This window comes from Acidovorax benzenivorans, assembly GCF_028680575.1.
GTDB classification, from domain to species: Bacteria; Pseudomonadota; Gammaproteobacteria; order Burkholderiales; family Burkholderiaceae_C; genus Acidovorax; species Acidovorax benzenivorans.
The window spans coordinates 19,662-42,708 of record NZ_JAPCKI010000006.1 but is presented as its reverse complement, the minus strand read 5'-3'; the positions used below and the strand labels follow the sequence as shown (position 1 = coordinate 42,708).

Sequence of the window (23,047 nt, the reverse complement as noted above, 5' to 3'; positions counted from 1 at the left end):
TTTGAATAAAAATGGCTCTACCGCTTATCCATAAAGCGGTAGCAGCTATAAATTGAGTAGCACTTATATGTCCAACCAACCCTCTCCTTTGTCCCGCTGGCAGTTCTGGATCGACCGTGGAGGCACGTTCACCGACGTGGTGGGCAAGCGGCCCAATGCGGATGGGTCTTTTACCCTGGTCACCCACAAGCTGCTGTCCGAGAACCCCGAGCAGTACAAGGATGCCGCCGTGGCGGGCATTCGTCACCTGCTGGGCCTGCAGCCTGGCGAGCCGGTGACGCCCGAGCTGGTGGAGTGCGTGAAGATGGGCACCACGGTGGCCACCAACGCGCTGCTGGAGCGCAAGGGCGAGCCCACGCTGCTCATTACCACCAAGGGGTTCAAGGACGCGCTGCGCATCGCGTACCAGAACCGCCCGCGCATCTTCGACCGCCACATCGTGCTGCCCGAGCTGTTGTATGAGCGCGTGATCGAGGCGCAGGAACGTGTGGGCGCACAGGGCGAGGTGATTGAGCCGCTGGATGAAGACCACCTGAAAGAACGCCTGTGGGCCGCCTATGACGCGGGCCTGCGCAGCGCAGCCATCGTGTTCATGCACGGCTACCGCTACACCGCCCACGAAGAAGCCGCAGCCCGCATTGCGCGCGAAGCGGGCTTTACGCAGGTCAGTGCCTCCCACGCCACCAGCCCCATGATGAAGCTGGTGAGCCGGGGCGACACCACGGTGGTGGATGCGTACCTGTCGCCCATCCTGCGCCGTTATGTGGACCAGGTGGCCAGCGAGATGCCGGGCGTGCAGCTGTTCTTCATGCAGTCGTCGGGCGGGCTCACCGATGCGCAGGTGTTCCAGGGCAAGGATGCGATCCTTTCTGGCCCCGCTGGCGGCATCGTGGGCATGGCGCGCACGGCGGGCCTCGCGGGCCACGACAAGGTGATCGGCTTTGACATGGGCGGCACCAGCACCGATGTAAGCCACTACGCGGGCGAGTTCGAGCGCGAGTTCGAGACCCAGGTGGCGGGTGTGCGCATGCGCGCGCCCATGATGAGCATCCACACCGTGGCGGCCGGTGGCGGCTCCATCTTGGGTTTTGACGGTGCGCGCTTCCGCGTCGGTCCCGAAAGCGCAGGCGCCAACCCTGGCCCCGCCAGCTATCGCCGCGGCGGCCCGCTGGCCGTGACGGATGCGAACGTGATGGTGGGCAAGATCCAACCCGCGCATTTCCCCAAGGTGTTTGGCCACGCAGCCAACGAGGCGCTGGATGGTGATGCGGTAGCGCAGAAGTTTGGCGACCTCGCCACGCAGACCGGGCGCAAGGCCGAGGATGTGGCCCACGGCTTTATCCAGATCGCCGTGCAGCAGATGGCCAACGCCATCAAGAAGATCAGCGTGGCGCGCGGCTATGACGTGACGCGCTACACGCTGCAGTGTTTTGGCGGCGCGGGCGGCCAGCATGCGTGCTTGGTGGCTGACGCTTTAGGCATGACCCGCGTGTTTGTGCACCCGTTGGCCGGTGTACTCAGCGCCTATGGCATGGGCCTGGCGGACCAGAACGTGATCCGTGAGCAGGCGGTAGAGGCCAAGCTGGCGCCCGAAGCGTTGGCAGGCATCGAGGCCACGCTGGAGCAACTGGCCACCACCGCACGCACCGAGCTGGAGCGCCAGCAGTCGGGCAGCGGCACAGCCGTGGTGCACCGCCGTGTGCATGTGCGCTACGAGGGCAGCGACTCGGCTCTGATTGTTCCGTTTGGCTCGATGGCCGAGATCACTGCCGCGTTCGAGAACGCCTACCGCCAGCGTTTTGCCTTCCTGATGCAGGGCAAGGGCCTGGTGGTGGAGGCCGTGTCGGTCGAGGCCGTGGTGCCCGGCGATGCGCCCGAGGAGCCACGCCACGCGCTGCAGCCCGCGCGCGAAGTGCCGCGCCGCAGCACCGTGCGCATGTATACGGGTGGCGTGGACGGCATTGCTGCGTGGCACGACGCTGCCCTGGTGGTGCGCGAGGACCTGCGCCCCGGCGATGTGATCCCCGGCCCGGCCATCATTGCCGAGAAGAACGCCACAACAATAGTCGAGCCCGGCTGGGAAGCCGCACTGACCGAGCTGGACCACCTGCTGCTCAACCGCCGCGTGGCGCGCGCCGTGCAGCACGCCGTGGGCACCACGGTAGACCCGGTGCTGCTGGAGGTGTTCAATAACCTGTTCATGAACATCGCCGAGCAGATGGGGCTACAGCTGCAGAACACGGCCTATTCGGTCAACATCAAGGAGCGTCTGGACTTCAGCTGTGCGCTGTTCGACACCGCTGGCAACCTGATTGCCAACGCGCCGCACATGCCGGTGCACCTCGGGTCGATGGGTGAAAGCATCAAGACGGTGATCCGCGAGAACGCCGGCAAGATGCAGCCCGGCGATGTGTATGTGCTCAACGACCCTTACCACGGCGGCACGCATTTGCCGGACATCACGGTCATCACGCCGGTTTACATCGCGGACGAGGCCGAGCCCACTTTTTACGTCGGCAGCCGGGGCCACCACGCGGATGTGGGCGGCACCACGCCGGGCTCCATGCCACCGTTCTCCACGCGCATCGAGGAAGAGGGCGTGCAGATCAACAACGTGAAGCTGGTGGAGCGCGGCGTGCTGCGCGAAGCAGAGATGGTTGCGCTGCTGCAAAGCGGCGAGTACCCCAGCCGCAACCCGCAGCAGAACATGGCCGACTTGCGTGCGCAGATCGCGGCCAACGAAAAGGGCCAGCAGGAGCTGCGCCGCATGGTGGCCGAGTTTGGCCTCGATGTCGTGTTGGCCTACATGCGCCATGTGCAGGACAACGCCGAGGAATCTGTGCGCCGGGTCATCACACGGCTGAAGGATGGCGCATTCACCCTGCCGCTGGACAATGGCGCGCAGATCAGCGTGGCCGTGAAGGTGGATGCGAAAAGCCGCAGCGCCACCATCGACTTCACCGGCACCAGCGCGCAGCAGACCAACAACTTCAACGCGCCCACGGCGGTGTGCATGGCGGCGGTGTTGTATGTGTTCCGCACGCTGGTGGACGACGACATTCCGCTCAACGCCGGGTGCCTGAAGCCGCTCAACGTCATCATCCCGCCCGGCAGCATGCTCAACCCGAACCCACCGGCCTCGGTGGTGGCGGGCAATGTGGAGACATCCACCTGCATCACCAACGCGCTGTATGGTGCGCTGGGCCTGATGGCGGCGGGGCAGTGCACCATGAACAACTTCACCTTTGGCAGCACGCGCTACCAGTACTACGAGACCATCTCGGGCGGCAGCGGCGCGGGTGGTGTGTGGGATGCCAGCGGGCAGCTCACCGGTGGTTTTGCGGGCACCAGTGTCGTGCAGTGCCACATGACCAACTCGCGCCTGACGGACCCCGAGGTGCTGGAGTTCCGCTTCCCGGTGCGGCTGGAGGGCTACGAGATCCGCAAGGGCTCGGGTGGCGCCGGGCAGTACAAGGGCGGTGACGGTGGCATCCGCCGCGTGCGCTTCCTGGAGCCGATGACGGCCAGCATTTTGTCGAACGGCCGCCACCATGGCGCGTTTGGCATGGCAGGTGGCAAGCCGGGTGCCGTGGGCATCAACAAGGTGGTGCGCAGCGATGGCCGGGTGGAGCTGCTGGACCACATTGGCCAGGCCGAAATGCAGCCGGGCGATGTGTTTGAGATCCACACGCCGGGCGGTGGTGGATTCGGTACCCTGGGCTGAAAATAGTAGAGAAAATGGCCTCTAGCGCTTATCCGTAAAGCGCTAGCAGCTATGAAATCAGGAGTTTTTGGCTTCGGAGGCTGCCTTGGGCTGGCTCAGGCTGGGTGGCACATCCTGCCCTGCCTGCCGCGCACGGAACAGCGCCGCGCGCATGAGAAAGATCGACATCACCGGCACCGTGATCGCCACGAACACGGCGATCAGCAGCGCATGCAGCGCCAGGCTGCGGTCGGCCACCGAGAAGTACAGCACCGTGCCATGCATGATCAGCCAGCAGCCCAACGTGGCGATGATGGACGGTGCGTGCACACGCTCAAAAAACGTGGGCAGCCGCAGCAGGCCGAAGGAGCCCAACAGCGCCAGCGCTGCACCGGCCAGCACCAGCACGGCCACGATGATTTCGAGCCACAGCGGAAGGACAGCGATGGTGGCGGCCTCGGTCATTCGATCACCTCGCCACGCAGCAAAAACTTGGCCATGGCCATCGATCCGACAAAGCTGAACAGCGCCAGCAGCAGCGCGGCCTCGAAGTAGTTCTTGCTGCCATACAGCAGGCCAAGCACCAGCATCACCAGCATGCCGCTGAGGTACATGCAGTCCAGCGCCAGCACGCGGTCTTGCGCCGAGGGGCCTTTGAGCAGTCGGATCAACGCGCAGCCCATGGCCAGTACCAACATGAACAGCGCCACCGGCAGGGCCCAGTCAAGCACAGGGGTCATTCAAAGATCTCCATGAGAGGTGCTTCGTAGCGCTGTTTGACGGACGCTGCAATGGCAGCGGCGTCGTCCAGCTCCAGCACATGCAGCAGCAGCATGCTGCGGTCCAACGAAATTTCGGCCCATGCCGTGCCGGGAGTGATGCACACGATCATCGCCAGCACGGCCAGGGCGTTGGGGTCGCGCACTTCCAGCGGGATGTGTACAAAGCCTGCGGGGTACCGCCTGCGGCCGGGCGTCAGCAGCAGCCGCGCCACGGCCAGGTTGGACTGCACCGTGTCTGCGACCACCGTGAGCGCCAGGCGCAGCACGGCGCCCGGCTTGCGGATGCGCACCGGCAGCGGGCGCAGCCCGGCGGTGAGCAGCGGGATGGCCAGTGCCAGCACCGTGCCCAGTACGAAGTGGCCCGCGCTCAGGCTGCGGTTGAGCAGCAGCCACAGGCCCAGCAGTGCCAGCGAGAGCAGCGGGGCCGGCACCAAGCGCCGCAGCAGGTGGGGGCGTGGCGGTGTGGATGGGGTGTGTGGCGCCACGGGGTGGCCAGGTTGAGTCATGGCTTTTCCCCTGGTGGTGTGGTTTCAGGTGTCGCCGCTGGCGAGGGAGCGACCGGGGTGGCGGTCATCACGGCACGCACGTAGGTGGCAGGCGCATGCAGGGCATCGGCCGTGGCCTGGGTGTAGCGCATCACGGCACCGGCCTGCCACACCAGCGCCACGCAGGCCAGCAGCAGCAGGGCAATGGGCAGCCCCTCCAGCACCAGGAGCTGGGGCGAAGCCCGGCCCTGGGCCGCCCAGAAGTGGCGGATGCCCGCGCGCGTGAGTGCCAGCAGTGCCAACAGCCCCGAGCCCACCAGCAGCGCCACCAGCATCCAGCCCGCAGCGCCCAGCCGAAAGCCCTGGGACGCGCCCAGCCCCAGCGGGTTGAGCAGCGCATGGATCATGGCGAACTTGCCCACAAAGCCAGGCAGTGGTGGCAGGCCCGCAATGACCAGCGTGCAGGCCATGAATGCCAAGCCCAGAAAGGCCGCCGCTGCGGGGATGACCTGGCCGATCAGCGCCTGTTCTTCGTCGTCAAGGTTCATGCCTTCGGTGGGCACCAGATCGGCCGACAGAAACGGCGCGTCATCGGTCTGTTCGTAGGGAGCCAGGTTGGCACCGTTGTTGCGCCAGCGGTCGATCAGGTCCGTGAGCAAAAACAGCGCGCTCACGGCCAGGGTGGAGCTGAGCAGGTAATACAGCAAACCGCCCGTGAGCAGGTTCTGCCCGAATCCCACGGCGGCCAGCAACGTGCCTGACGACAGAATGGCGCTGAAACCCGCCAGGTGCCCCAGCCGCTGCGAGCCAAGCATGCCGATGGCACCAAAGGCCATGGTCAGCATGCCGCCGCCAATGAGCCACTGGCTGCCAAACTGGGCCGAATCACCGGCCTCGGCGCCAAACAGCAGCGTCCACAGCCGCAGCACGCTGTACACACCGACCTTGGTCATCAGGGCAAACAGCGCTCCGACGGGCGCGGTGGCCGCGCTGTAGGCGGGCACCAGCCAGAAGTTGAGCGGCCACACCGCGGCCTTGATGAGGAACGCCACCGCCAGGATGGCTGCGGCCGCGTGTAGCAGCCCCCGGTCTGTGGCGGCCACTGTGGCCATGCTTTGCGCCAGATCGGCCATGTTGAGCGTGCCAGTGATGCCATACAGCATCGACACACCAATCAGGAACAGCGAAGACGCCGCCAGGTTGATTGCGATGTAGTGCAGACCTGCCGACACACGTGGGCGGCCCGAGCCATGCAGCAGCAGGCCGTAGGACGCAGCCAGCATGATCTCGAAGAACACAAACAGGTTGAACAGGTCGGCGGTGAGAAACGCCCCCGCCAGCCCCATGAGCTGGAACTGGAACAGCGGATGAAAGTGCACGCCCGCCCGGTGCCAGCGCGCGGCCGAAAACAGCACGGTGGCCAGCGCCACCGTGCTGGTCAGCACCAGCATCATGGCCGACAGGCGGTCGATGACCAGCACGATGCCAAACGGCGCAGGCCAGTTGCCCGGCAGGTACACCCCCAGGCTGGTCTGCACACTGGGCTGCTTGGCCTGCACCAGCAGCAGCACGGCCACCACCAGGCCCAAAAAGGTCGAGGTGATGTTGAGCGTGACCTTGGTGCGCTGGCGCTCCTCGCGCAGCAGCAGCATGAGCCCGGCCGTAAGCAGCGGCAGCGCGATGGGTGCGAGGATCAGGTGCGGCATCAACCGATCCAACATAAGTTGCACGGATGTCATGTCGGTTGTCCATGGCACAACGACCGAAACTGGCGCGGCCTAGGCCAGAGCAGCCGAGAAAGGGCCGCCCCGCATCGAGGGCTGCGTCCCCCTGCCCGCAGCGCGCAGCGCTGCGAGAGCGGGGGGAAGGCGCGAAGCGCCTCAGGGGGGTGTTGCTTCATCACAGCATCTCCTGCGCATCCTTGGCGCGGGTGCCATCCACATGGTCGGTGCCGGCCATTCCGCGCGACGCCAGCAGCACCACGAGGAAGAGGGCGGTCATGGCAAAGCCGATCACGATGGCGGTGAGCGTGAGGGCCTGGGGCATGGGGTCGGCATAGTGGGCCAGGTCCTGCGGCACGCCGGGCTGCAGCACGGGCTCCTTGTCGATGGCCAAGCCCAGTCGGCCCATGCTGAAGATGAAGAGGTTGACGGCGTACGACAGCAGCGACAGGCCCATGATGACCTGGAAGGTGCGCGGGCGCAGTAGCAGCCACACGCCCGAGCCGGTGAGCACGCCGATGGCCAGGGCCAGTATCAGTTCCATGGGCCTTCTCCGGGTGTAGCGGCGGTCTGGGCTTCTTCGGCCACACGCGCGCTGTGGTAGCGGTGGCTGCGCACCGACTGGTGGGCAATGCCGGTGAGGATGAGCATGGTGGAGCCCACCACCAGGGTGAACACGCCGATGTCGAAGAACAGCGCGCTGGCCACATGGATTTCACCCACCACGGGCAGCGAGAAATGTGCCGTGTGGCTGGTCAGAAACGGATAGCCCCAGGCCAGCGCGCCCATGCCGGTGGCCAGTGCTGCCAGCAGCCCTGCACCGATCCAGCGACGCGGGTACAGCGGCAGGTGGGCCTCGACCCAGGAGGTGCCGGAGACGATGTACTGCAGCAGCAGTGCCACAGAGAACACCAGCCCCGCCACAAAGCCGCCGCCGGGCTCGTTGTGCCCGCGCATGAACAGGTACACCGCCACCAGCGTGGCAAACGGCAGCATCAGTCGCACCAGCACGGCGGGCACCATCAGGTAGCCCACGGCGGTGTCGGCCGTCTGGCGTGGGCTGCCCAGGTCGGTGTCCACATCAGCGGGCAGGGCTCGTTGCTGTGGGGGCAGGTCCATCACCTCGCGTGCGGGCCGAAAGCGCCGCAGCAGCGCATACACGGTGAGCGCCACGACGCCCAGCACCACGATCTCGCCAAAGGTGTCGAAGCCCCGGAAGTCCACCAGCATCACGTTGACCACATTGGTGCCGCCGCCGCCGGTCAGTGCGTTTTCCAGAAAGAACGTGGAGGTGCTGTCCGGGAACGGGCGGCGCATCATCACGAACGACAGCAGTGCCATGCCACCGCCAGCGGCCAGCGTCAGCGCCATGTCGCGGTAGCGCCGCAATTGGGTGCGCCGTTCTTCGGCGAGCGTGGGCACGCGCAGGCTTTCGTCCCGCCGGGGCAGCCAGCGCAGGCCCAGCAGGATGAGGATGGTGGTCACCACCTCCACCACGATCTGCGTGAGCGCCAGGTCGGGTGCCGAGAACCACAGGAAGGTCAGGCACACGCACAGCCCGGAGCCGCCCACCAGCGTCAGGGCCGCCAACCGGTGGTATTTGGCCTGCCATGCCGCCGCCACGGCGCACATGGCGCCCAGCAGCCACAGCAGCGCAAAGGCGGGCGACAGCGGCAACTGCACCCGGTCGCCAATCGGCAAGCCCCGCGCCCACAGGGGCAGGGTGCCTGCCACCAGCGCGGCGCAGACCAGCCAGAACATCTGCCACTGCAGGCGGCCCGTGCCCAGCAGGCGGCGGCCGTTGCGGCCCATCAGGCTGATCACGGCCAGCGTGGTCTCAAAGGCACGCTGGCCGTTGATGTGCTGCATGACGGGGGGCGCATCGATGGCGTCTTTTGCGCGTTGCCAGCGCAGCAGCGCGTACAGCGCCACACCCCCACCCAGCGCCACCAGGCTCATCACAAAGGGCGTGTTGAATCCGTGCCAGACCGCCAGGCTGTAAGTGGGCAGCTCGCCCCCCACCACGGGCCGCGCAGCTGCGGCCAGATAGGTGCCTACCGACCACGCGGGCAGCGTGCCCACCACCAGGCAGGCCAGCACCAGCAGCTCGACCGGCACCCGCATCCAGTGCGGTGGCTCATGGGGTGGACGCGGCAGGTCGGTGGCGGGCGGGCCCCAGAACACGTCCACCGTGAAGCGCAGCGAATACGCCACGCTGAACATGCCGGCCACGGTGGCGGCGGTGGGCAGCAGCCATTCCAGCAGGGGCGTGGTGTTCACGTACACCGTTTCGGCAAAGAACATTTCCTTGGACAGGAAGCCGTTGAGCAGTGGCACGCCCGCCATCGCCGCGCTGGCCACCATGGCCAGGGTGGCGGTGATGGGCATCATGGTGCGCAAGCCCGACAGGCGCCGTATGTCGCGTGTGCCACTTTCATGGTCCACGATGCCGACGGCCATGAACAGCGAGGCCTTGAAGGTGGCGTGGTTCATGATGTGGAACACGGCGGCCACGGCAGCGAGCGGGCTGTTCAGGCCCAGCAGCAGCGTAATGAGACCCAGGTGCGAAATGGTCGAATAGGCCAGCAGCCCCTTGAGGTCGTTCTGGAACATGGCTGCATAGCCACCCACCAGCAGCGTGGCCAGGCCCGCGCCACCCACCAGCCAGAACCATTGCTCGGTGCCCGCCAGCGCCGGCCACAGTCGCGCCAGCAGAAACACGCCTGCCTTGACCATGGTGGCCGAGTGCAGGTAGGCCGACACCGGCGTGGGCGCGGCCATGGCGTTGGGCAGCCAGAAGTGGAACGGGAACTGCGCGCTTTTGGTGAGCGCGCCCAGCAGAATCAGGACGAGTGCGGTGGTGTAGAGCGGGTGGTTCTGGATCAACTGCCTGGCGGCCAGCACATGGTCGAGGTCATAGCTGCCCACGATGTGGCCCAGCACCAGCATGCCCGCCAGCATGGCCAACCCGCCCGTGCCCGTGACCGTCAGCGCCATGCGCGCACCGCGCCGGGCGTCCTTGCGGTGGTGCCAGTAGCCGATCAGCAAGAAGGAGAACAGGCTGGTCAGCTCCCAGAAGAATGCGATCTGGATGATGTTGCCCGACAGCACCACGCCCGCCATCGCGCCCATGAAGGCAAGAAAAAACGAGAAGAAGCGCGGCACCGGGTCGGCGGGCGACATGTAGTAGCGCGCATACAGCACCACCAGGCTGCCCACGCCCAGCACCAGCATGCAGAACATCCAGGCAAAGCCGTCCATGCGGATGATGAGGTTCAGGCCCAGAGCGGGTAGCCAGGCCAGCTCTTGCCGGATCACACCGCCATCGGCAATCTCGGGGAAGTAAAGCGCCGCCTGCACCGTGCAGAACAAGGCGATAAGTCCTGCCAGGGTGGACTCGGTATTGCGGGCGTTGGAGGGCAGAACCGCCGCCAGCAGGCTGCCGATGAAGGGGAGAAGGATGAGCGTGATCAGGGGCATGCGCGAACGATTTTAGGGGTTGCCCCTAAAAACCCTGCCCAGCCCTTGGTGCCGCGCTGGTGATGAGTACAAGAAAACAAGCCCGCTAGAGCGGGCTTGCTGCTTGTAAAGTCTGCTTAGTTTTTGCTAGCGCTGGCTGCAGGAGCTGCAGGAGCTGCAGGAGCCTGGGCGGCTGGTGCCGCCGTCGGTGTGGCGGCTGGTGTGGCCGCCTCCTTGCCAGCGCTGCCACGGGCCTTGCTGTCCGCTGCCTGGGCGCTGCTGTGTTTTTGTTTGTTCTTGGCTTCTGCCTTGGCGGCGGCTGCCGCGCTGTATTTCTTGCCGTTGACGGTAAGGCCTTCTTTGGAGAAGTTGACGGCGCTCTTGTTGCCCACGCCCCCCACACGGCCGATGAAGTCCGCCCAGTCCTTGAAGGGTGCGTTCTGGCGCTCTTGCAGGATGCGGGCCGACAGGCCCGGCCCAATACCTTTGATGCCGTCGAGTTCGGCTTCGGTGGCGGAGTTCGCGTCCACGGCGGCGAAGGCGGCGGTGGCCAGCAGCAGGGAGGCGATCAGGGTCAGCAATTTCTTCAGCATGGAGGTGAACCTTGGTTTTGGAGTGGGCAGATCAGAGTTCTTCGACCCGGCGTGCAGGGTAGCTGTCCCAGGTCTGGCAGCCGGGGCATTGCCAGAAATGCTGGCGGGCCTCGAAACCGCAGGCCGCGCAGCGGTAGCGGGTCAGGGGCTTGACGGCATGGTCCAGAGCACGTTGGACCTGGGGATGAAATTCCTCATGCTCCAGCTTTTCGGTGGCCAGCCACTTGGCGGCTGCGACCAGCGAGCGCTCCTTGTCCAGGTGCTCCACATAGCGCTGGCGGGCGGATGGGCGGGTGGCCTCGTCGGCGGCTTCCATGGCCACGATGCTTTCCAGCACGTCCAGCGAAGGCGCCTGCGCGTAGTGGGCCTGCAGCAGGGCGTGCACTTCTTGTGTGCGGCCGGTGGCCGTTGCGGCCTCGACCAGCAGCGGGGCTGCCAGGGGTAGCGCTGCGGGGTTGTGCTCGCCCAAGGTTTTGAGTGTGGACAGCACTGCTGCGGGTTGGCCCATGAGGCGTTGCAGGCGTGCCAGCTCAATGCGCGCGCGCGCTGCTTCGGGGGCGGCGGTCACGGCCTGCTCCAGCAAGGCCTGGGCACCCGGCAGGTCGCCCTGGGCGCTCAGCGCCAGCGCCTGCTCGCACAGGTAGTGGGCTTGCCGGGTGCTGAAGTCGCCCTGGTCGGCATCGTGCATCTTGCGGGCGATGGTGGCGGCGTGGGGCCAGTCGCGCGAGCGTTCGTAGATGGCCAGCAGGGCCAAGCGGGCCTGGGCCTCGAACGGGGTACCTTCCAGGCGCTGCAGCGCGTCTTCGGCGCGGTCCAGCAGCCCGGCTTTCAAGAAGTCGAGTGCCAGTGCATGTTGGGCGCGCTCGCGATCAGTACGGCTCAGATCGCCGCGCGAGAGCAGGTGCTCGTGCACACGCACGGCGCGGTCGTATTCGCCCCGGCGGCGAAACAGGTTGCCCAGCGCGAAGTGCAGCTCGGACGTATCGGGGTCGTTCTGCACGGCCTCGATGAAAGCGTCGATGGCCTGGTCCTGCTGTTCGTTGAGCAGGAAGTTCAGGCCCTTGAAGTACGCCTTGGGCGCCCGCCGGTTCTCCGCACGCAGCTGGCGCAGGTCAAAGCGCGAAGCCAGCCAACCCAGCACAAAAGCCAGGGGCAGGCCCAGCAGTATCCAGCTCAGGTCAAATTCCATGGATCGAAGACAGGTCAGGAGGTGGTGGGGGCGCTGTGGGCGTAGCGTTGGGGGCAGGTGGCACCACGGGGGCGGGTGCAATGACCGCCGCCTGGGCGCGGCGGGCTGCGGTGCGGTGCCTCCACCAGCGCGGCACCATGCCCAGGGCCCCCACGACCAGCCCCGCAGCAAAGGCGGTCAGCACCACCAGCACCAAGGGCGCGCGCCATTGGGTGCCAAAGAAAAAGTGCACGGTCGCGTCCTGCTGATTGTTCAGCGCGAAGGCGAAGAGCGTAAAAAAAATGGCTGCCTTGAGCAGCCACAGGAGGTATTTCATCGGTCTCCCCAGTGGTGGGGCGATTCTAAGAGCTTGGCGCTGCAGCCCCATGTGTATCGGCTGTCCGCGCATAAGGGTCAAAAAGGCTACGAGCGCAGGTGCATCATGCGCTTGCAGCTATTAATTTTGATATCAAGTACCCGTAGCGCTTGTTGCGGGCTGGGTCTTTTCTTCCATTTCGGCCGTGCGTTTGTCCACGGCTTCGCGCAGGGCCTTGCCCGGCTTGAAATGGGGCACACGTTTTTCGGGAATGGCCACGGCCTCGCCGCTGCGCGGATTGCGGCCCATGCGCGGAGGGCGGTGGTTCACCGAGAAACTGCCAAAGCCCCGGATCTCAATGCGGTGCCCACGTACCAGCGCCTCGCCCACGGCGTCCAGAATGGTCTTGACGGCGTATTCGGCATCGCGGTGGGTGAGCTGGCCGAAGCGGGCGGCCAGTTCTTCGACGAGGTCTGAGCGGGTCATGGAATCTTGGGACATAGGCAGTCTTGGCTGAAAAAAGAGCGGGCGCCGAGGCGCCCGCTGTCTGACCGTCCAAGAGGCCTCTGCATGAATCTTCGCGTGGCTCGATTCGCGCAGAGGCTCCTTGGCGGGGCAGCGCTTTACTTTTCCGAGTTGTCCAGCTTGGCGCGCAGCAGGGCGCCCAGGCTGGTCGTGCCGGCGCTTTCGCGGCTCGATTGCTGGCTCAGGCTGGCCATGGCGCCTTGCTCGTCGGCCATGTCCTTTTGCTTGATCGACAGCTGGATGTTGCGGGTCTTGCGATCCACATTGACCACCACAGCAGTGACTTCGTCGCCTTCCTTGAGCACGTTGCGGGCATCTTCCACGCGGTCGCGGGAGATTTCCGAAGCGCGCAGGTAGCCCACGATGTCTTCGCCGAGGTCGATTTCAGCGCCACGGGCGTCCACGGTCTTGACCTTGCCGGTCACCGTCTGGCCCTTGTCGTTCACGGTCACGAAGGTCGTGAATGGGTCGCCGTCGAGCTGCTTGATGCCCAGCGAGATGCGTTCGCGGTCCACGTCCACAGCCAGCACGATGGCTTCGACTTCTTGGCCCTTCTTGTAGTTACGAACAGCGGCTTCGCCGGGTTCGTTCCACGACAGGTCGGACAGGTGCACCAGGCCGTCGATGCCGGCAGCCAGGCCCACGAACACGCCGAAGTCGGTAATCGACTTGATAGGACCCTTCACGCGGTCGCCGCGCTTCGTGTCCTGGGCGAATTCTTGCCATGGGTTGGCCTTGCACTGCTTCATGCCCAGGCTGATACGGCGCTTGTCTTCGTCGATTTCCAGAACCATGACTTCGACTTCGTCGCCCAGCGAAACCAGCTTGGCGGGAGCGATGTTCTTGTTGGTCCAGTCCATTTCAGACACGTGCACCAGGCCTTCGATGCCGGGTTCGAGTTCGACGAACGCGCCGTAGTCGGCAATGTTCGTGATCTTGCCGAACAGGCGGGTCGATTGTGGGTAGCGGCGGTTCACGCCCATCCATGGGTCGTCGCCCATTTGCTTCAGACCCAGCGAGACACGGTTCTTTTCGGTGTCGAACTTCAGGATCTTGGCGGTGATTTCTTGGCCAGCGGTCACCACTTCGGAAGGGTGACGCACGCGGCGCCATGCCATGTCGGTGATGTGCAGCAGACCGTCGATACCGCCCAGGTCCACGAACGCACCGTATTCGGTGATGTTCTTGACCACGCCTTGAACGATGGAGCCTTCCTTCAGGGTTTCCATCAGCTTGGCGCGCTCTTCGCCCATGGAGGCTTCCACCACAGCGCGGCGGCTCAGCACCACGTTGTTGCGCTTGCGGTCCAGCTTGATGACCTTGAATTCCATGGTCTTGTTTTCGTACGGCGTCAGATCCTTGATCGGACGGGTATCGATCAGCGAACCGGGCAGGAATGCGCGGATGCCGTTGACCAGGACAGTCAGGCCGCCCTTGACCTTGCCGCTGGTCGTGCCAGTGACGAATTCGCCGGATTCCAGGGCCTTTTCCAGGCTCATCCAGGAGGCCAGACGCTTGGCGGTGTCACGCGACAGGATGGTGTCGCCGTAGCCGTTTTCGATGGAACCAATGGCCACCGACACGAAGTCACCCACTTGGACTTCGACTTCGCCCTTGTCGTTCTTGAACTCTTCCAGCGGCACGTAGGCTTCGGACTTGAGGCCAGCGTTCACGACCACGAAGTTGTGCTCAACGCGCACGACTTCAGCGGTGATGACTTCGCCTGGGCGCATTTCGGTGCGCTGCAAGGATTCTTCAAAAAGGGCGGCAAAAGATTCGGACATGTGTTTCCTTGCCACAAACAGGATTCCAGTAGCACCATTGCTACTGTTTTTATAGCTGCTTGCGGTGGTTTTTTGCGGCAGAGCCGCGGGTTAGGTTATCGATCCACACAACCTGTGCGCTGGCGCGCGAGAGGGGCTGTGTGGGCCTGTGGCAAAGCCTTTCGACCTTGCCTGGAGCCCGAGGGCTCCACGTTGTCAGCGCTGCGCAGAAGCTGCGAAGGGCTGGCGCTCCTGCCACCAGGTCAGCACCTTTTCAACGGCTTGTTCAATCGTCAAATCGGAGTTGTCCAGGACCAGAGCGTCCTGCGCGGGCTTGAGGGGTGCAACGCTGCGGGAGCTGTCCCGGGCGTCGCGCGCCTCCAAATCTGCGCGAAGGTCTTCGATACTAGCCGAAAAACCCTTTGAAATCAACTGTTTATAACGGCGCTCGGCGCGGCAGGCGGCGCTAGCGGTCAAAAACACCTTCAAGGGCGCGTCTGGGAAGATCACCGTGCCCATGTCGCGGCCATCAGCCACCAGCCCCGGCAACCGCCGGAAGCTGTGCTGGAGCTGAACCAGCGCGGTGCGCACGGCGGGCAAGGCGGATACGCGGGACGCGTTCATGCCCGCCTCTTCGGTGCGAATGGCGTCGGTCACATCGTCGCTGCCCAGCAGCACTTTGCTGCCCTCAAACCGCACTGGCAACGTCTGGGCCAGGGTGGCGATACGGGCTTCGTGGTCAGCGTCTATGGCGAGGCCGGCCTGCAGCGCGGCGAGAGCGGTGATGCGGTACATCGCGCCTGAGTCCAGGAAGCCATAGCCCAGCCGCTGTGCTACCGCCGCTGCCACGGTGCCTTTGCCCGATGCCGTGGGGCCGTCAATGCAGATCACGGGAATCTGCGGCGCCGCCACCTGGGCCACCGAGAACAAGGCCTCGAAGTAGTCCGGGAAGGTCTTGGCTACGCACTTGGGGTCTTCGATGCGCACGGGCAGAGCGGCAGGGTTGAACGCTGCGAGCGAGAAACACATGGCCACGCGGTGGTCGTCATAAGTGTGGATGCTGGCGGGTTTCCAGTCTTCTACACGCTCTGGTGGGGTCACGCGGATGAAGTCGGCGCCTTCTTCCACCGTGGCGCCGAGTTTGCGCAGTTCGGTCGCCATGGCGGCGATGCGGTCGGTTTCCTTCACGCGCCAGCTCGCGATGTTGCGCAGCGTGGTGGTGCCGTTGGCGTACAAGGCCATCACCGCCAGGGTCATGGCCGCGTCGGGGATGTGGTTGCAATCCAGGTCAATGGCTTGCAGGGGCCACGCGCCGCGGTCGATCTGCAGCCAGTTGGGGCCACCGGTAACCACCGCGCCCATGGCCCGGGCCGCTTCCACAAAGCGGATGTCGCCCTGGATCGAATCGAGGCCCACACCTTGTATCTTGATGCCGGATTTGGCGTCTTTTTGGCCGGTAGCGCCGGTCACTATTGCCCCAAGCGCTATGAAATAGCTAGCAGATGACGCATCTGCCTCCACATGGATGTCTCCCGGGGATTGATAGCGGCTGCCTGCAGCAATGGTGAAGCGCTGCCAGTTTTGGTGCTCGACCACGATGCCAAAGCGTGCCAGCAGCTGCAGGGTGATGGCGATGTAGGGCTTGGAAATCAGCTCGCCCACCACCTCGATCACGATGGGCTGAGTGACGGCGGCCAGCGGCAGCGCCATGAGCAGGGCTGTCAGGAACTGGCTGGACACATCGCCGCGAACGCGGATCGGTGCTGCCAGCGCCAGGGCGGGAACCCCCTGCGCATGCGCGATGCGCAGCGGGGGGTAGCCATCATTGCCCAGGTAATCGATCTGGCAACCCAATTGGCGCAGCGCATCGACCAGATCGCCGATGGGGCGCTCATGCATGCGCGGCACACCCGACAGCTCGAACTCCCCACCCAACAGCGCCAACGCCGCCGTCAGCGGGCGCATGGCGGTGCCGGCGTTGCCCAGGAACAGTTTGGCGGGCGACAGCGGCGTGCTGCCACCCAGGCCAGTGATGTGCACCGTGCTGCCCCCGGACTCGTCCACCACGCAGCCGATCTGGCGCAGTGCGTCCAGCATCACCCGGGTGTCATCGGACGCCAGCAGGTCGTGCACGGTGGTGGTGCCGCTGCTCAGCGCCGCCAGCAGCAGCACGCGGTTGGAAATGCTCTTGGAGCCGGGCAGGGGGACTTCGCCTGCAGCGGCTTGCAGGGCGGGGAGATCAAGGAATGCGGTGCTATACATCGGTATCTTTCGTCCATTGGGTGCAAGCGCCCGTCATTACTGGCGCAGGCCCATCCCAGTGCACCCGTGGAGCTGGCTTTGCCAGGCCACCGGGTGCGTCCCCCTTGGGGGAAGGCGCCGCAGGCGGCTCAGGGGGTTACTTTCTCTTCGCGCCCATGCGCCAATGGGCGCGGGTTTCGCTGGCCAGGGTCAGCATGTCTTCGAGTGCCTGGGCGTTGCCTTTTTCCATGGCTTGCTCGATGTTGTGCAGGGCCTGCTGGAACTGCTTGGACTGGGCAATCAACTCGTCCCGGTTGGACAGCAGGATGTCGCGCCACACTTTGGGGTCGCTAGCGGCAATGCGTGTGAAGTCGCGGAATCCGGGGCCTGCGAGCGACAGGAAGTCGTCGCCGTGTGCCTGGCCCGTGATGCTGTTCATCATCGCAAACGCGAGCAAATGGGGCAGGTGGCTGACGGCGGCAAAGGCCGCGTCATGCGACTCGGGCGACATGCTGGTCACGCGGCAGCCCAGCGCGGTCCAGATCTTTTCTGCGTCCTGCAATTGGGCCGTCAGGGTGCGCTCAGTGGGGGTCAGGATCACCTGGCGCCCGCTGTACAGGTCGGCCTCGGCGTGTTCCACGCCCGAAACCTCGCGCCCTGTGATCGGGTGTGCTGGCACAAACGAGCCCACCTGGTCACGCAGCGAACGCTGCGCTGCCTGAACCACGTCGGACTTGGTCGAACCCACGTCCATGATGAGCATCTGCGGGGTGACCAGGTGCTTGATGGCCTTGAGGGTGGCCTCGGTGGCTGCCACCGGCACGGCTACCAGCACAACGTCGGCGCCCGCCACGGCCAGCAGTGCGGAGGGTGCCTCGACGTCGATCACGCCCAACTGGCGGGCGCGGTCGGTGGTGGAGGGTGACTTGCTGTAGCCCACTACGCGCTTGACCAATCCGGCTTTTTTCATGGCCAAGGCGAACGAGCCTCCCATGAGTCCACAGCCGATCAGCCCCAATTGTTCGAACATGGCGACGGCTCCTTATGACGAAACAGGGTAGGTCCCCAGGACCTTGTAGAACGCACACAGGCTGCGCAGTTCTTCCAGGGCCCGCGCCACATGCGGCTGGGCGGGGTGGCCGTCGAGGTCGATGTAGAAGTAATACTCCCACTGGCCGGTGCGGGCCGGGCGCGATTCAAAACGCGTCATGGACACACCATGCGTCTTGAGCGGCACCAGCAAGTCGTGCACGGCGCCGGGCTGATTGGGCACCGAGACCACTAGGCTGGTGCAGTCCTTGCCCGACGGCGGTGGCGTCTGCAGCGTGTGCGGCAGGCAGATGATGGCGAAGCGGGTGCGGTTGTAGGCGTCATCCTGGATGGCGTGCGAGACGATGTGCAAGCCGAATTGGGCGGCTGCACGCTCGCTGGAGAGGGCCGCCCAGGCAGGGTTGGTGGTGGCCAGGCGCGCGCCTTCGGCATTGCTGGACACCGGGCGGCGCTCAGCATGTGGCAGGTGCTTGGACAACCAAGCCTGGCATTGTGCGAGCGCCTGCGGATGAGCCATCACCACCTCGATGCCTTCGAGCGAGTTGCTGGTCCGCAGCAGGTTGTGGCGCACCAGCAGGCTGACTTCGCCCACCACGTGGGTGGGGGTGTGCAGGAACAGGTCGAGCGAGCGAGTGACCACGCCTTCGGTAGAGTTCTCTACGCCCACCACGCCGTACTGCGCGCTGCCCGCTGCCGTGGCGTGGAACACCTCGTCGAAGTTGGCGCAGTACATCAGGTCGGCCGCACCACCAAAGAACTCGATGGCGGCCTGCTCGCAGAACGTGCCCTCGGGGCCCAGCACGGCTACGCGCTGGGGCGATTCGAGGGCCAGACAGGCAGACATGATTTCGCGCCAGATGGCCGCCACGTGTGCACCCTTGAGCGGGCCGGGATTGGCGTTGGTGATCTTGTCGATGACCTGTGCCACGCGGTCGGGCCGGAAAAAGGGCGTGCCTTCGCGCTTCTTGACCTCACCCACCTGTTCGGCCACGAGCGCCCGTTGGTTCAGCAGCGTGAGCAGTTGCTGGTCGATGCTGTCGATCTGCACGCGCAGGCTGGCGAGGTCGGGTGAGGCTTGCGGATTGTTCATGGGCGGTGGGGTAGCGGTGCGTGCTCTCAGAGCCGTTTTCTGTTTTTGTCGGGTGCACGCTCAAGCGTGCTTTTGCTCAAATTCTCGCATGTAGTCCACCAGCACCTGCACGCCCGCCAGCGGCATGGCGTTGTAAATGCTGGCGCGCATGCCACCCACGGACTTGTGGCCCTTGAGTTGCAGCAGACCGCGCTCTTTGGCGCCGGCCAGGAAGGCGTCGTTACGGCTTTCGTCACGCAGGAAGAATGGGATGTTCATGCGCGAGCGGCAGTTGGCCGCTACCTTGTTGACGTACAGCTGCGATTGGTCGATGGCGTTGTACAGCAGCGTGGCCTTGGCGATGTTGCGCTGCTCCATGGCGGCCACACCGGTCAGGCCGCCTTCGGTCTGGCGCTTGAGCCACTGGAAGGTCAGCCCGGCGATGTAGATGCCCCAGGTGGGCGGTGTGTTGTACATGGACTGGTTGTCGGCCACGATTTTGTAGTCGAAGGCGCTGGGACAGGCGGGCAGGGCATGGCCCAGCAGGTCTTCGCGCACGATCACCAGCGTGAGGCCTGCAGGGCCCAGGTTCTTTTGCGCGCCGCCAAAAGCCAGGCCCACGCGGCTCCAGTCCACGGGCCGCGATGCCACATGCGAGGAGAAATCGATCACCAGCGGTGCATCGCTGCCCAGTGCCTTGAGGTCGGGCAGCTGGTGGAACTCAGTGCCATTGATGGTTTCGTTGCTGCACAGGTGTAGGTAGCTCGCACCCCGGCTGACCGTCCAGGAGGCTGGGTCTGGCAAGGTGGTGAAGCCCGTGTCTTCAGCCGTGGCGGCGATGTTGACTTCTGACGCGTATTTGCGCGCTTCTTTTTGCGACTTCTGGCTCCAGCTGCCGGTGACCACAAAGTCGACCACCCCGGCACGCGACAGGTTGAGCGGGACGATGGCGTTCTCGGCCAGGCCTCCGCCTTGCATGAAGAGGATTTTGAACTGCGACGGCACGGCCAGCAGTTCGCGCAGATCGGCTTCAGCCTTCTCGTAGATGGACAGAAACTCCTTGCCACGGTGGCTCATTTCCATCACGCCCATGCCGCTACCGTGCCAGTCCAGCATCTCGGCGGCGGCTTGTTCCAGGACTTCGGAGGGGATGGCGGCGGGGCCAGCGGAAAAGTTGTAAGGACGTGTCATGGTAGGGGCTCAAAATGGATCAGGCGCTTATTCAATAAGCGCCTGATGCTTCTCTTTTTGTAGCATTTGCAGCGCGCATCTGCGCGCCGCAGTGGTCAGGCGTCGGGGGTGTCGGGTGCGGATGGGGTTCCGCTGTCCGTGCTTCCTTCGCCATCGGTCTCTGCATCCGTCACATTGGCATCGTTCTCGACGATGCGTTGCAAGCCGCTGAGCTTGGAGCCTTCGTCCAGCGCAATCAGGGTCACACCCTGCGTGGCACGCCCCAGTTCGCGGATCTCGCTCACGCGGGTACGCACCAGCACACCCTTGTCGGTGATCAGCATGATCTCGTCGTCCGCATGCACCAGGGTAGCGGCCACAACCTTGCCGTTGCGCTCGCTTTGCTGGATCGCGATCATGCCCTTGGTGCCGCGACCGTGGCGGGTGTATTCGGTGATGCTGGTGCGCTTGCCGTAGCCGTTTTCTGTGGCGGTCAACACGCTCTGTGTTTCGTCTTCGGCGACCAGCATGGCGATGACGCTCTGTCCGTCTTCCAGCATCATGCCGCGCACACCACGTGCTGCACGGCCCAGGGGGCGCACATCGTTTTCGTCGAAGCGTACGGCCTTGCCGCCATCGCTGAACAGCATCACATCGTGCTTGCCATCAGTCAGGGCGGCGCCGATCAGGTAGTCGCCGTCATCCAGGTTGACGGCAATGATGCCGCCCTTGCGTGGATTGCTGAATTCGTCCAGCGCCGTCTTCTTCACGGTGCCCATGCTGGTGCCCATGAACACATAGCGGTCGGCCGGGAAGCTGCGCATGTCGCCGGTGAGCGGCAACACGACGTTGATCTTTTCGCCGTCCTGCAGCGGGAACATGTTGACGATGGGGCGGCCGCGCGAGCCGCGCGAGCCTGCAGGTACTTCCCACACCTTGAGCCAGTACAGGCGGCCCCGGTTGGAGAAGCACAGGATGTAGTCGTGCGTATTGGCGATGAAGAGCTGGTCGATCCAGTCGTCTTCCTTGGTCGCCGTGGCCTGCTTGCCGCGTCCGCCGCGCTTTTGGGCACGGTATTCGCTCAAAGGCTGGCTCTTGATGTAACCGGTGTGGGACAGCGTCACCACCATGTCGGTGGGGGTGATCAGGTCTTCGGTGGAGAGATCTTGCGCGCTGTATTCAACGATCGAGCGGCGTGCACCCAGCTTGTGCTGGCCAAATTCCTGCTTGATGGAGGTGAGCTCGTCGCCGATGATGACCGACACGCGCTCTGGCTTGGCCAGGATGTCCAGCAGGTCTTCGATGACCGCCATGACTTCCTTGTACTCGGCGACGATCTTGTCCTGCTCCAGGCCAGTCAGGCGCTGCAGGCGCATCTGCAGGATTTCCTGGGCCTGCGTTTCCGACAGGCGGTACAGGCCGTCCTGGCCCATGCCGAATTCCTTCTCCAGGTCGTCGGGGCGGTAGTCATCGGCGTTGATCACGCCGCCGTCGGCCCGCGTGCGGGTCAGCATCTCGCGCACCAGCTTGCTGTCCCAAGGGCGGGCCATCAGTTCGGCCTTGGCCACCGGTGGGGTGGGGGCGTTGCGGATGATGGCGATGAAGTCGTCGATGTTGGCCAGTGCCACGGCCAAGCCTTCGAGCACATGGCCCCGGTCGCGCGCCTTGCGCAGCTCGAACACCGTGCGGCGGGTTACCACTTCGCGGCGGTGCTGCAAAAAGACGCTGATCAGGTCGCGCAGGTTGCACAGGCGAGGCTGGCCGTCGATCAGCGCCACCATGTTCATGCCGAACGTGTCCTGCAGCTGCGTCTGCTTGTACAGGTTGTTCAGCACCACCTCGGGTACTTCGCCGCGCTTGAGCTCGATCACCAGGCGCATGCCCGACTTGTCGGACTCGTCCTGGATGTGGCTGATGCCTTCGATCTTCTTCTCGTGCACCAGCTCGGCCATGCGCTCCTGCAGCGTCTTCTTGTTGACCTGGTAGGGCAGCTCGTCCACGATGATCGCCTGGCGCTGGCCCCGATCGATGTCCTCGAAGTGGCACTTGGCACGCATCACCACCTTGCCACGCCCGGTGCGGTAGCCGTCCTTCACGCCATTGATGCCGTAGATGATGCCGGCTGTGGGGAAATCGGGGGCCGGGATGATTTCCATCAACTCGTCAATGGTCGTTTCGGGGTTGCGCAGCATGTGCAGGCACGCATCGACCACTTCGTTAAGGTTGTGTGGCGGAATATTGGTGGCCATACCCACCGCAATACCCGCTGACCCATTCACCAGCAAATTCGGCAGTTTGCTGGGCAATACAAGCGGTTCTTTCTCGCTGCCGTCGTAGTTGGGGCCGAAATCGACGGTTTCCTTGTCGATATCTCCCAGCATTTCATGCGCAATTTTGGCCAGGCGAATTTCGGTGTACCGCATGGCCGCAGCGTTGTCGCCGTCCACCGAGCCGAAATTGCCCTGCCCATCGACCAGCATGTGGCGCAGCGAGAAATCCTGCGCCATCCGCACGATGGTGTCGTACACCGCTGAGTCACCGTGCGGGTGGTATTTACCGATCACGTCGCCCACGATACGGGCCGACTTTTTATAAGGGCGGTTCCAGTCGTTATTGAGTTCGTGCATCGCAAAAAGTACGCGGCGGTGCACGGGCTTCAAGCCGTCTCGCGCGTCGGGCAGTGCACGACCCACGATCACGCTCATCGCGTAATCGAGGTAACTGCGCCGCATCTCTTCTTCGAGGCTGATCGGCAGGGTTTCTTTGGCAAACTGGGTCATTGGGACGGCGGGGGCGGCAAAGGAGAGCTATTTTAGGCGTAAGACCGTGTAGCGACGACGCAACATATCGAAGCAATTCAGGTTTTGTCCTACGGGCCCCGACCGGTCCGCACCGCTTTTGCCCTGTTACGTATGGCACAATCGTTTGAACGCTTAGGGTGGTGGTCATCCCAGGCGTCCTGATTCGCAGCGCGGCTGCGGCTTTTTCCCCAAGAGGAGAAC

The 23,047-nt window shown here is 64.5% G+C and carries 17 protein-coding genes; 1 reads left to right on the top strand and 16 read right to left on the bottom strand.

The genetic code is table 11. The features are described from left to right. Positions 1-67 precede the first annotated feature (67 nt). Entirely contained in the window at positions 68-3,724 is a 3,657-nt protein-coding gene (locus OIN59_RS12175; protein ID WP_274110653.1) for a hydantoinase B/oxoprolinase family protein, read from the top strand. A gap of 57 nt (positions 3,725-3,781) precedes the next feature. Here OIN59_RS12175 and mnhG read toward each other — a convergent pair whose 3' ends face one another. The 16 genes from mnhG to gyrA all read right to left on the bottom strand — a co-directional run bounded on the left by mnhG (position 3,782) and on the right by gyrA (position 22,825). After that, complete coding sequence (mnhG, locus tag OIN59_RS12170) at positions 3,782-4,168, bottom strand: monovalent cation/H(+) antiporter subunit G (RefSeq protein WP_274110651.1); 387 nt, start codon at positions 4,166-4,168, stop codon at positions 3,782-3,784. Continuing rightward, complete coding sequence (locus tag OIN59_RS12165) at positions 4,165-4,443, bottom strand: K+/H+ antiporter subunit F (protein WP_274110649.1); 279 nt, start codon at positions 4,441-4,443, stop codon at positions 4,165-4,167. The genes mnhG and OIN59_RS12165 overlap by 4 nt, the downstream gene beginning before the upstream one ends. Continuing rightward, the gene (locus OIN59_RS12160; RefSeq protein WP_274111165.1) at positions 4,440-4,931 is read right to left on the bottom strand and encodes a Na+/H+ antiporter subunit E; all 492 of its coding nucleotides are present in this window, start codon (positions 4,929-4,931) and stop codon (positions 4,440-4,442) included. The genes OIN59_RS12165 and OIN59_RS12160 overlap by 4 nt, the downstream gene beginning before the upstream one ends. 56 nt (positions 4,932-4,987) lie before the next feature. Next, complete coding sequence (locus tag OIN59_RS12155) at positions 4,988-6,709, bottom strand: monovalent cation/H+ antiporter subunit D (RefSeq protein ID WP_274110647.1); 1,722 nt, start codon at positions 6,707-6,709, stop codon at positions 4,988-4,990. 160 nt (positions 6,710-6,869) lie between these two features. Next, entirely contained in the window at positions 6,870-7,235 is a 366-nt protein-coding gene (locus tag OIN59_RS12150) for a Na+/H+ antiporter subunit C (RefSeq protein WP_274110646.1), read from the bottom strand. Next, positions 7,226-10,171 (bottom strand): monovalent cation/H+ antiporter subunit A, encoded by a 2,946-nt coding sequence (locus OIN59_RS12145; protein ID WP_274110643.1) that lies wholly within the window; start codon positions 10,169-10,171, stop codon positions 7,226-7,228. The genes OIN59_RS12150 and OIN59_RS12145 overlap by 10 nt, the downstream gene beginning before the upstream one ends. Positions 10,172-10,287: 116 nt before the next feature. Continuing rightward, complete coding sequence (locus tag OIN59_RS12140) at positions 10,288-10,743, bottom strand: ComEA family DNA-binding protein (RefSeq protein WP_274110641.1); 456 nt, start codon at positions 10,741-10,743, stop codon at positions 10,288-10,290. Between the two features lie 31 nt (positions 10,744-10,774). Continuing rightward, a complete protein-coding gene (gene lapB / locus OIN59_RS12135) occupies positions 10,775-11,932 on the bottom strand; it encodes a lipopolysaccharide assembly protein LapB (protein WP_274110639.1) in 1,158 nt (385 codons plus the stop codon). After that, positions 11,922-12,248: a LapA family protein gene (locus OIN59_RS12130; RefSeq protein WP_274110637.1), complete on the bottom strand. Its 327-nt coding sequence runs from the start codon at positions 12,246-12,248 to the stop codon at positions 11,922-11,924. Before OIN59_RS12130 ends, lapB begins: the two co-directional genes overlap by 11 nt. A 132-nt stretch (positions 12,249-12,380) precedes the next feature. Then, the gene (locus tag OIN59_RS12125) at positions 12,381-12,713 is read right to left on the bottom strand and encodes an integration host factor subunit beta (protein WP_456057490.1); all 333 of its coding nucleotides are present in this window, start codon (positions 12,711-12,713) and stop codon (positions 12,381-12,383) included. A 137-nt stretch (positions 12,714-12,850) separates the two neighbouring features. Continuing rightward, positions 12,851-14,551 carry a 30S ribosomal protein S1 gene (gene rpsA / locus OIN59_RS12120; protein ID WP_274110633.1) on the bottom strand — a complete coding sequence of 567 codons (1,701 nt, stop codon included), beginning with the start codon at positions 14,549-14,551 and terminating at the stop codon, positions 12,851-12,853. Between the two features lie 180 nt (positions 14,552-14,731). Then, complete coding sequence (locus OIN59_RS12115) at positions 14,732-16,777, bottom strand: bifunctional 3-phosphoshikimate 1-carboxyvinyltransferase/cytidylate kinase (RefSeq protein WP_274110631.1); 2,046 nt, start codon at positions 16,775-16,777, stop codon at positions 14,732-14,734. Positions 16,778-16,913: 136 nt separating this feature from the next. Next, entirely contained in the window at positions 16,914-17,786 is an 873-nt protein-coding gene (locus OIN59_RS12110) for a prephenate dehydrogenase (protein WP_274110629.1), read from the bottom strand. Positions 17,787-17,798: 12 nt separating this feature from the next. Further along, positions 17,799-18,896, bottom strand: coding sequence for a prephenate dehydratase (gene pheA / locus OIN59_RS12105; RefSeq protein WP_274110627.1), 1,098 nt, complete (start codon positions 18,894-18,896; stop codon positions 17,799-17,801). A gap of 60 nt (positions 18,897-18,956) precedes the next feature. Beyond that, the gene (gene serC / locus OIN59_RS12100; protein ID WP_274110625.1) at positions 18,957-20,066 is read right to left on the bottom strand and encodes a 3-phosphoserine/phosphohydroxythreonine transaminase; all 1,110 of its coding nucleotides are present in this window, start codon (positions 20,064-20,066) and stop codon (positions 18,957-18,959) included. 95 nt (positions 20,067-20,161) lie between these two features. Next, positions 20,162-22,825 (bottom strand): DNA gyrase subunit A, encoded by a 2,664-nt coding sequence (gene gyrA / locus OIN59_RS12095; protein WP_274110623.1) that lies wholly within the window; start codon positions 22,823-22,825, stop codon positions 20,162-20,164. Positions 22,826-23,047: the final 222 nt, after the last annotated feature.

Bases quoted from the DNA above. Each gene is read 5' to 3' on its own strand.
- OIN59_RS12175 (WP_274110653.1), top strand. From the start codon at position 68: ATGTCCAACCAACCCTCTCCTTTGTCCCGCTGGCAGTTCTGGATCGAC.
- mnhG (WP_274110651.1), bottom strand. From the start codon at position 4,168: ATGACCGAGGCCGCCACCATCGCTGTCCTTCCGCTGTGGCTCGAAATC.
- OIN59_RS12165 (WP_274110649.1), bottom strand. From the start codon at position 4,443: ATGACCCCTGTGCTTGACTGGGCCCTGCCGGTGGCGCTGTTCATGTTG.
- OIN59_RS12155 (WP_274110647.1), bottom strand. From the start codon at position 6,709: ATGACATCCGTGCAACTTATGTTGGATCGGTTGATGCCGCACCTGATC.
- OIN59_RS12150 (WP_274110646.1), bottom strand. From the start codon at position 7,235: ATGGAACTGATACTGGCCCTGGCCATCGGCGTGCTCACCGGCTCGGGC.
- OIN59_RS12145 (WP_274110643.1), bottom strand. From the start codon at position 10,171: ATGCCCCTGATCACGCTCATCCTTCTCCCCTTCATCGGCAGCCTGCTG.
- OIN59_RS12140 (WP_274110641.1), bottom strand. From the start codon at position 10,743: ATGCTGAAGAAATTGCTGACCCTGATCGCCTCCCTGCTGCTGGCCACC.
- lapB (WP_274110639.1), bottom strand. From the start codon at position 11,932: ATGGAATTTGACCTGAGCTGGATACTGCTGGGCCTGCCCCTGGCTTTT.
- OIN59_RS12130 (WP_274110637.1), bottom strand. From the start codon at position 12,248: ATGAAATACCTCCTGTGGCTGCTCAAGGCAGCCATTTTTTTTACGCTC.
- OIN59_RS12125 (WP_456057490.1), bottom strand. From the start codon at position 12,713: ATGACCCGCTCAGACCTCGTCGAAGAACTGGCCGCCCGCTTCGGCCAG.
- OIN59_RS12115 (WP_274110631.1), bottom strand. From the start codon at position 16,777: ATGTATAGCACCGCATTCCTTGATCTCCCCGCCCTGCAAGCCGCTGCA.
- OIN59_RS12110 (WP_274110629.1), bottom strand. From the start codon at position 17,786: ATGTTCGAACAATTGGGGCTGATCGGCTGTGGACTCATGGGAGGCTCG.
- pheA (WP_274110627.1), bottom strand. From the start codon at position 18,896: ATGAACAATCCGCAAGCCTCACCCGACCTCGCCAGCCTGCGCGTGCAG.
- serC (WP_274110625.1), bottom strand. From the start codon at position 20,066: ATGACACGTCCTTACAACTTTTCCGCTGGCCCCGCCGCCATCCCCTCC.
- gyrA (WP_274110623.1), bottom strand. From the start codon at position 22,825: ATGACCCAGTTTGCCAAAGAAACCCTGCCGATCAGCCTCGAAGAAGAG.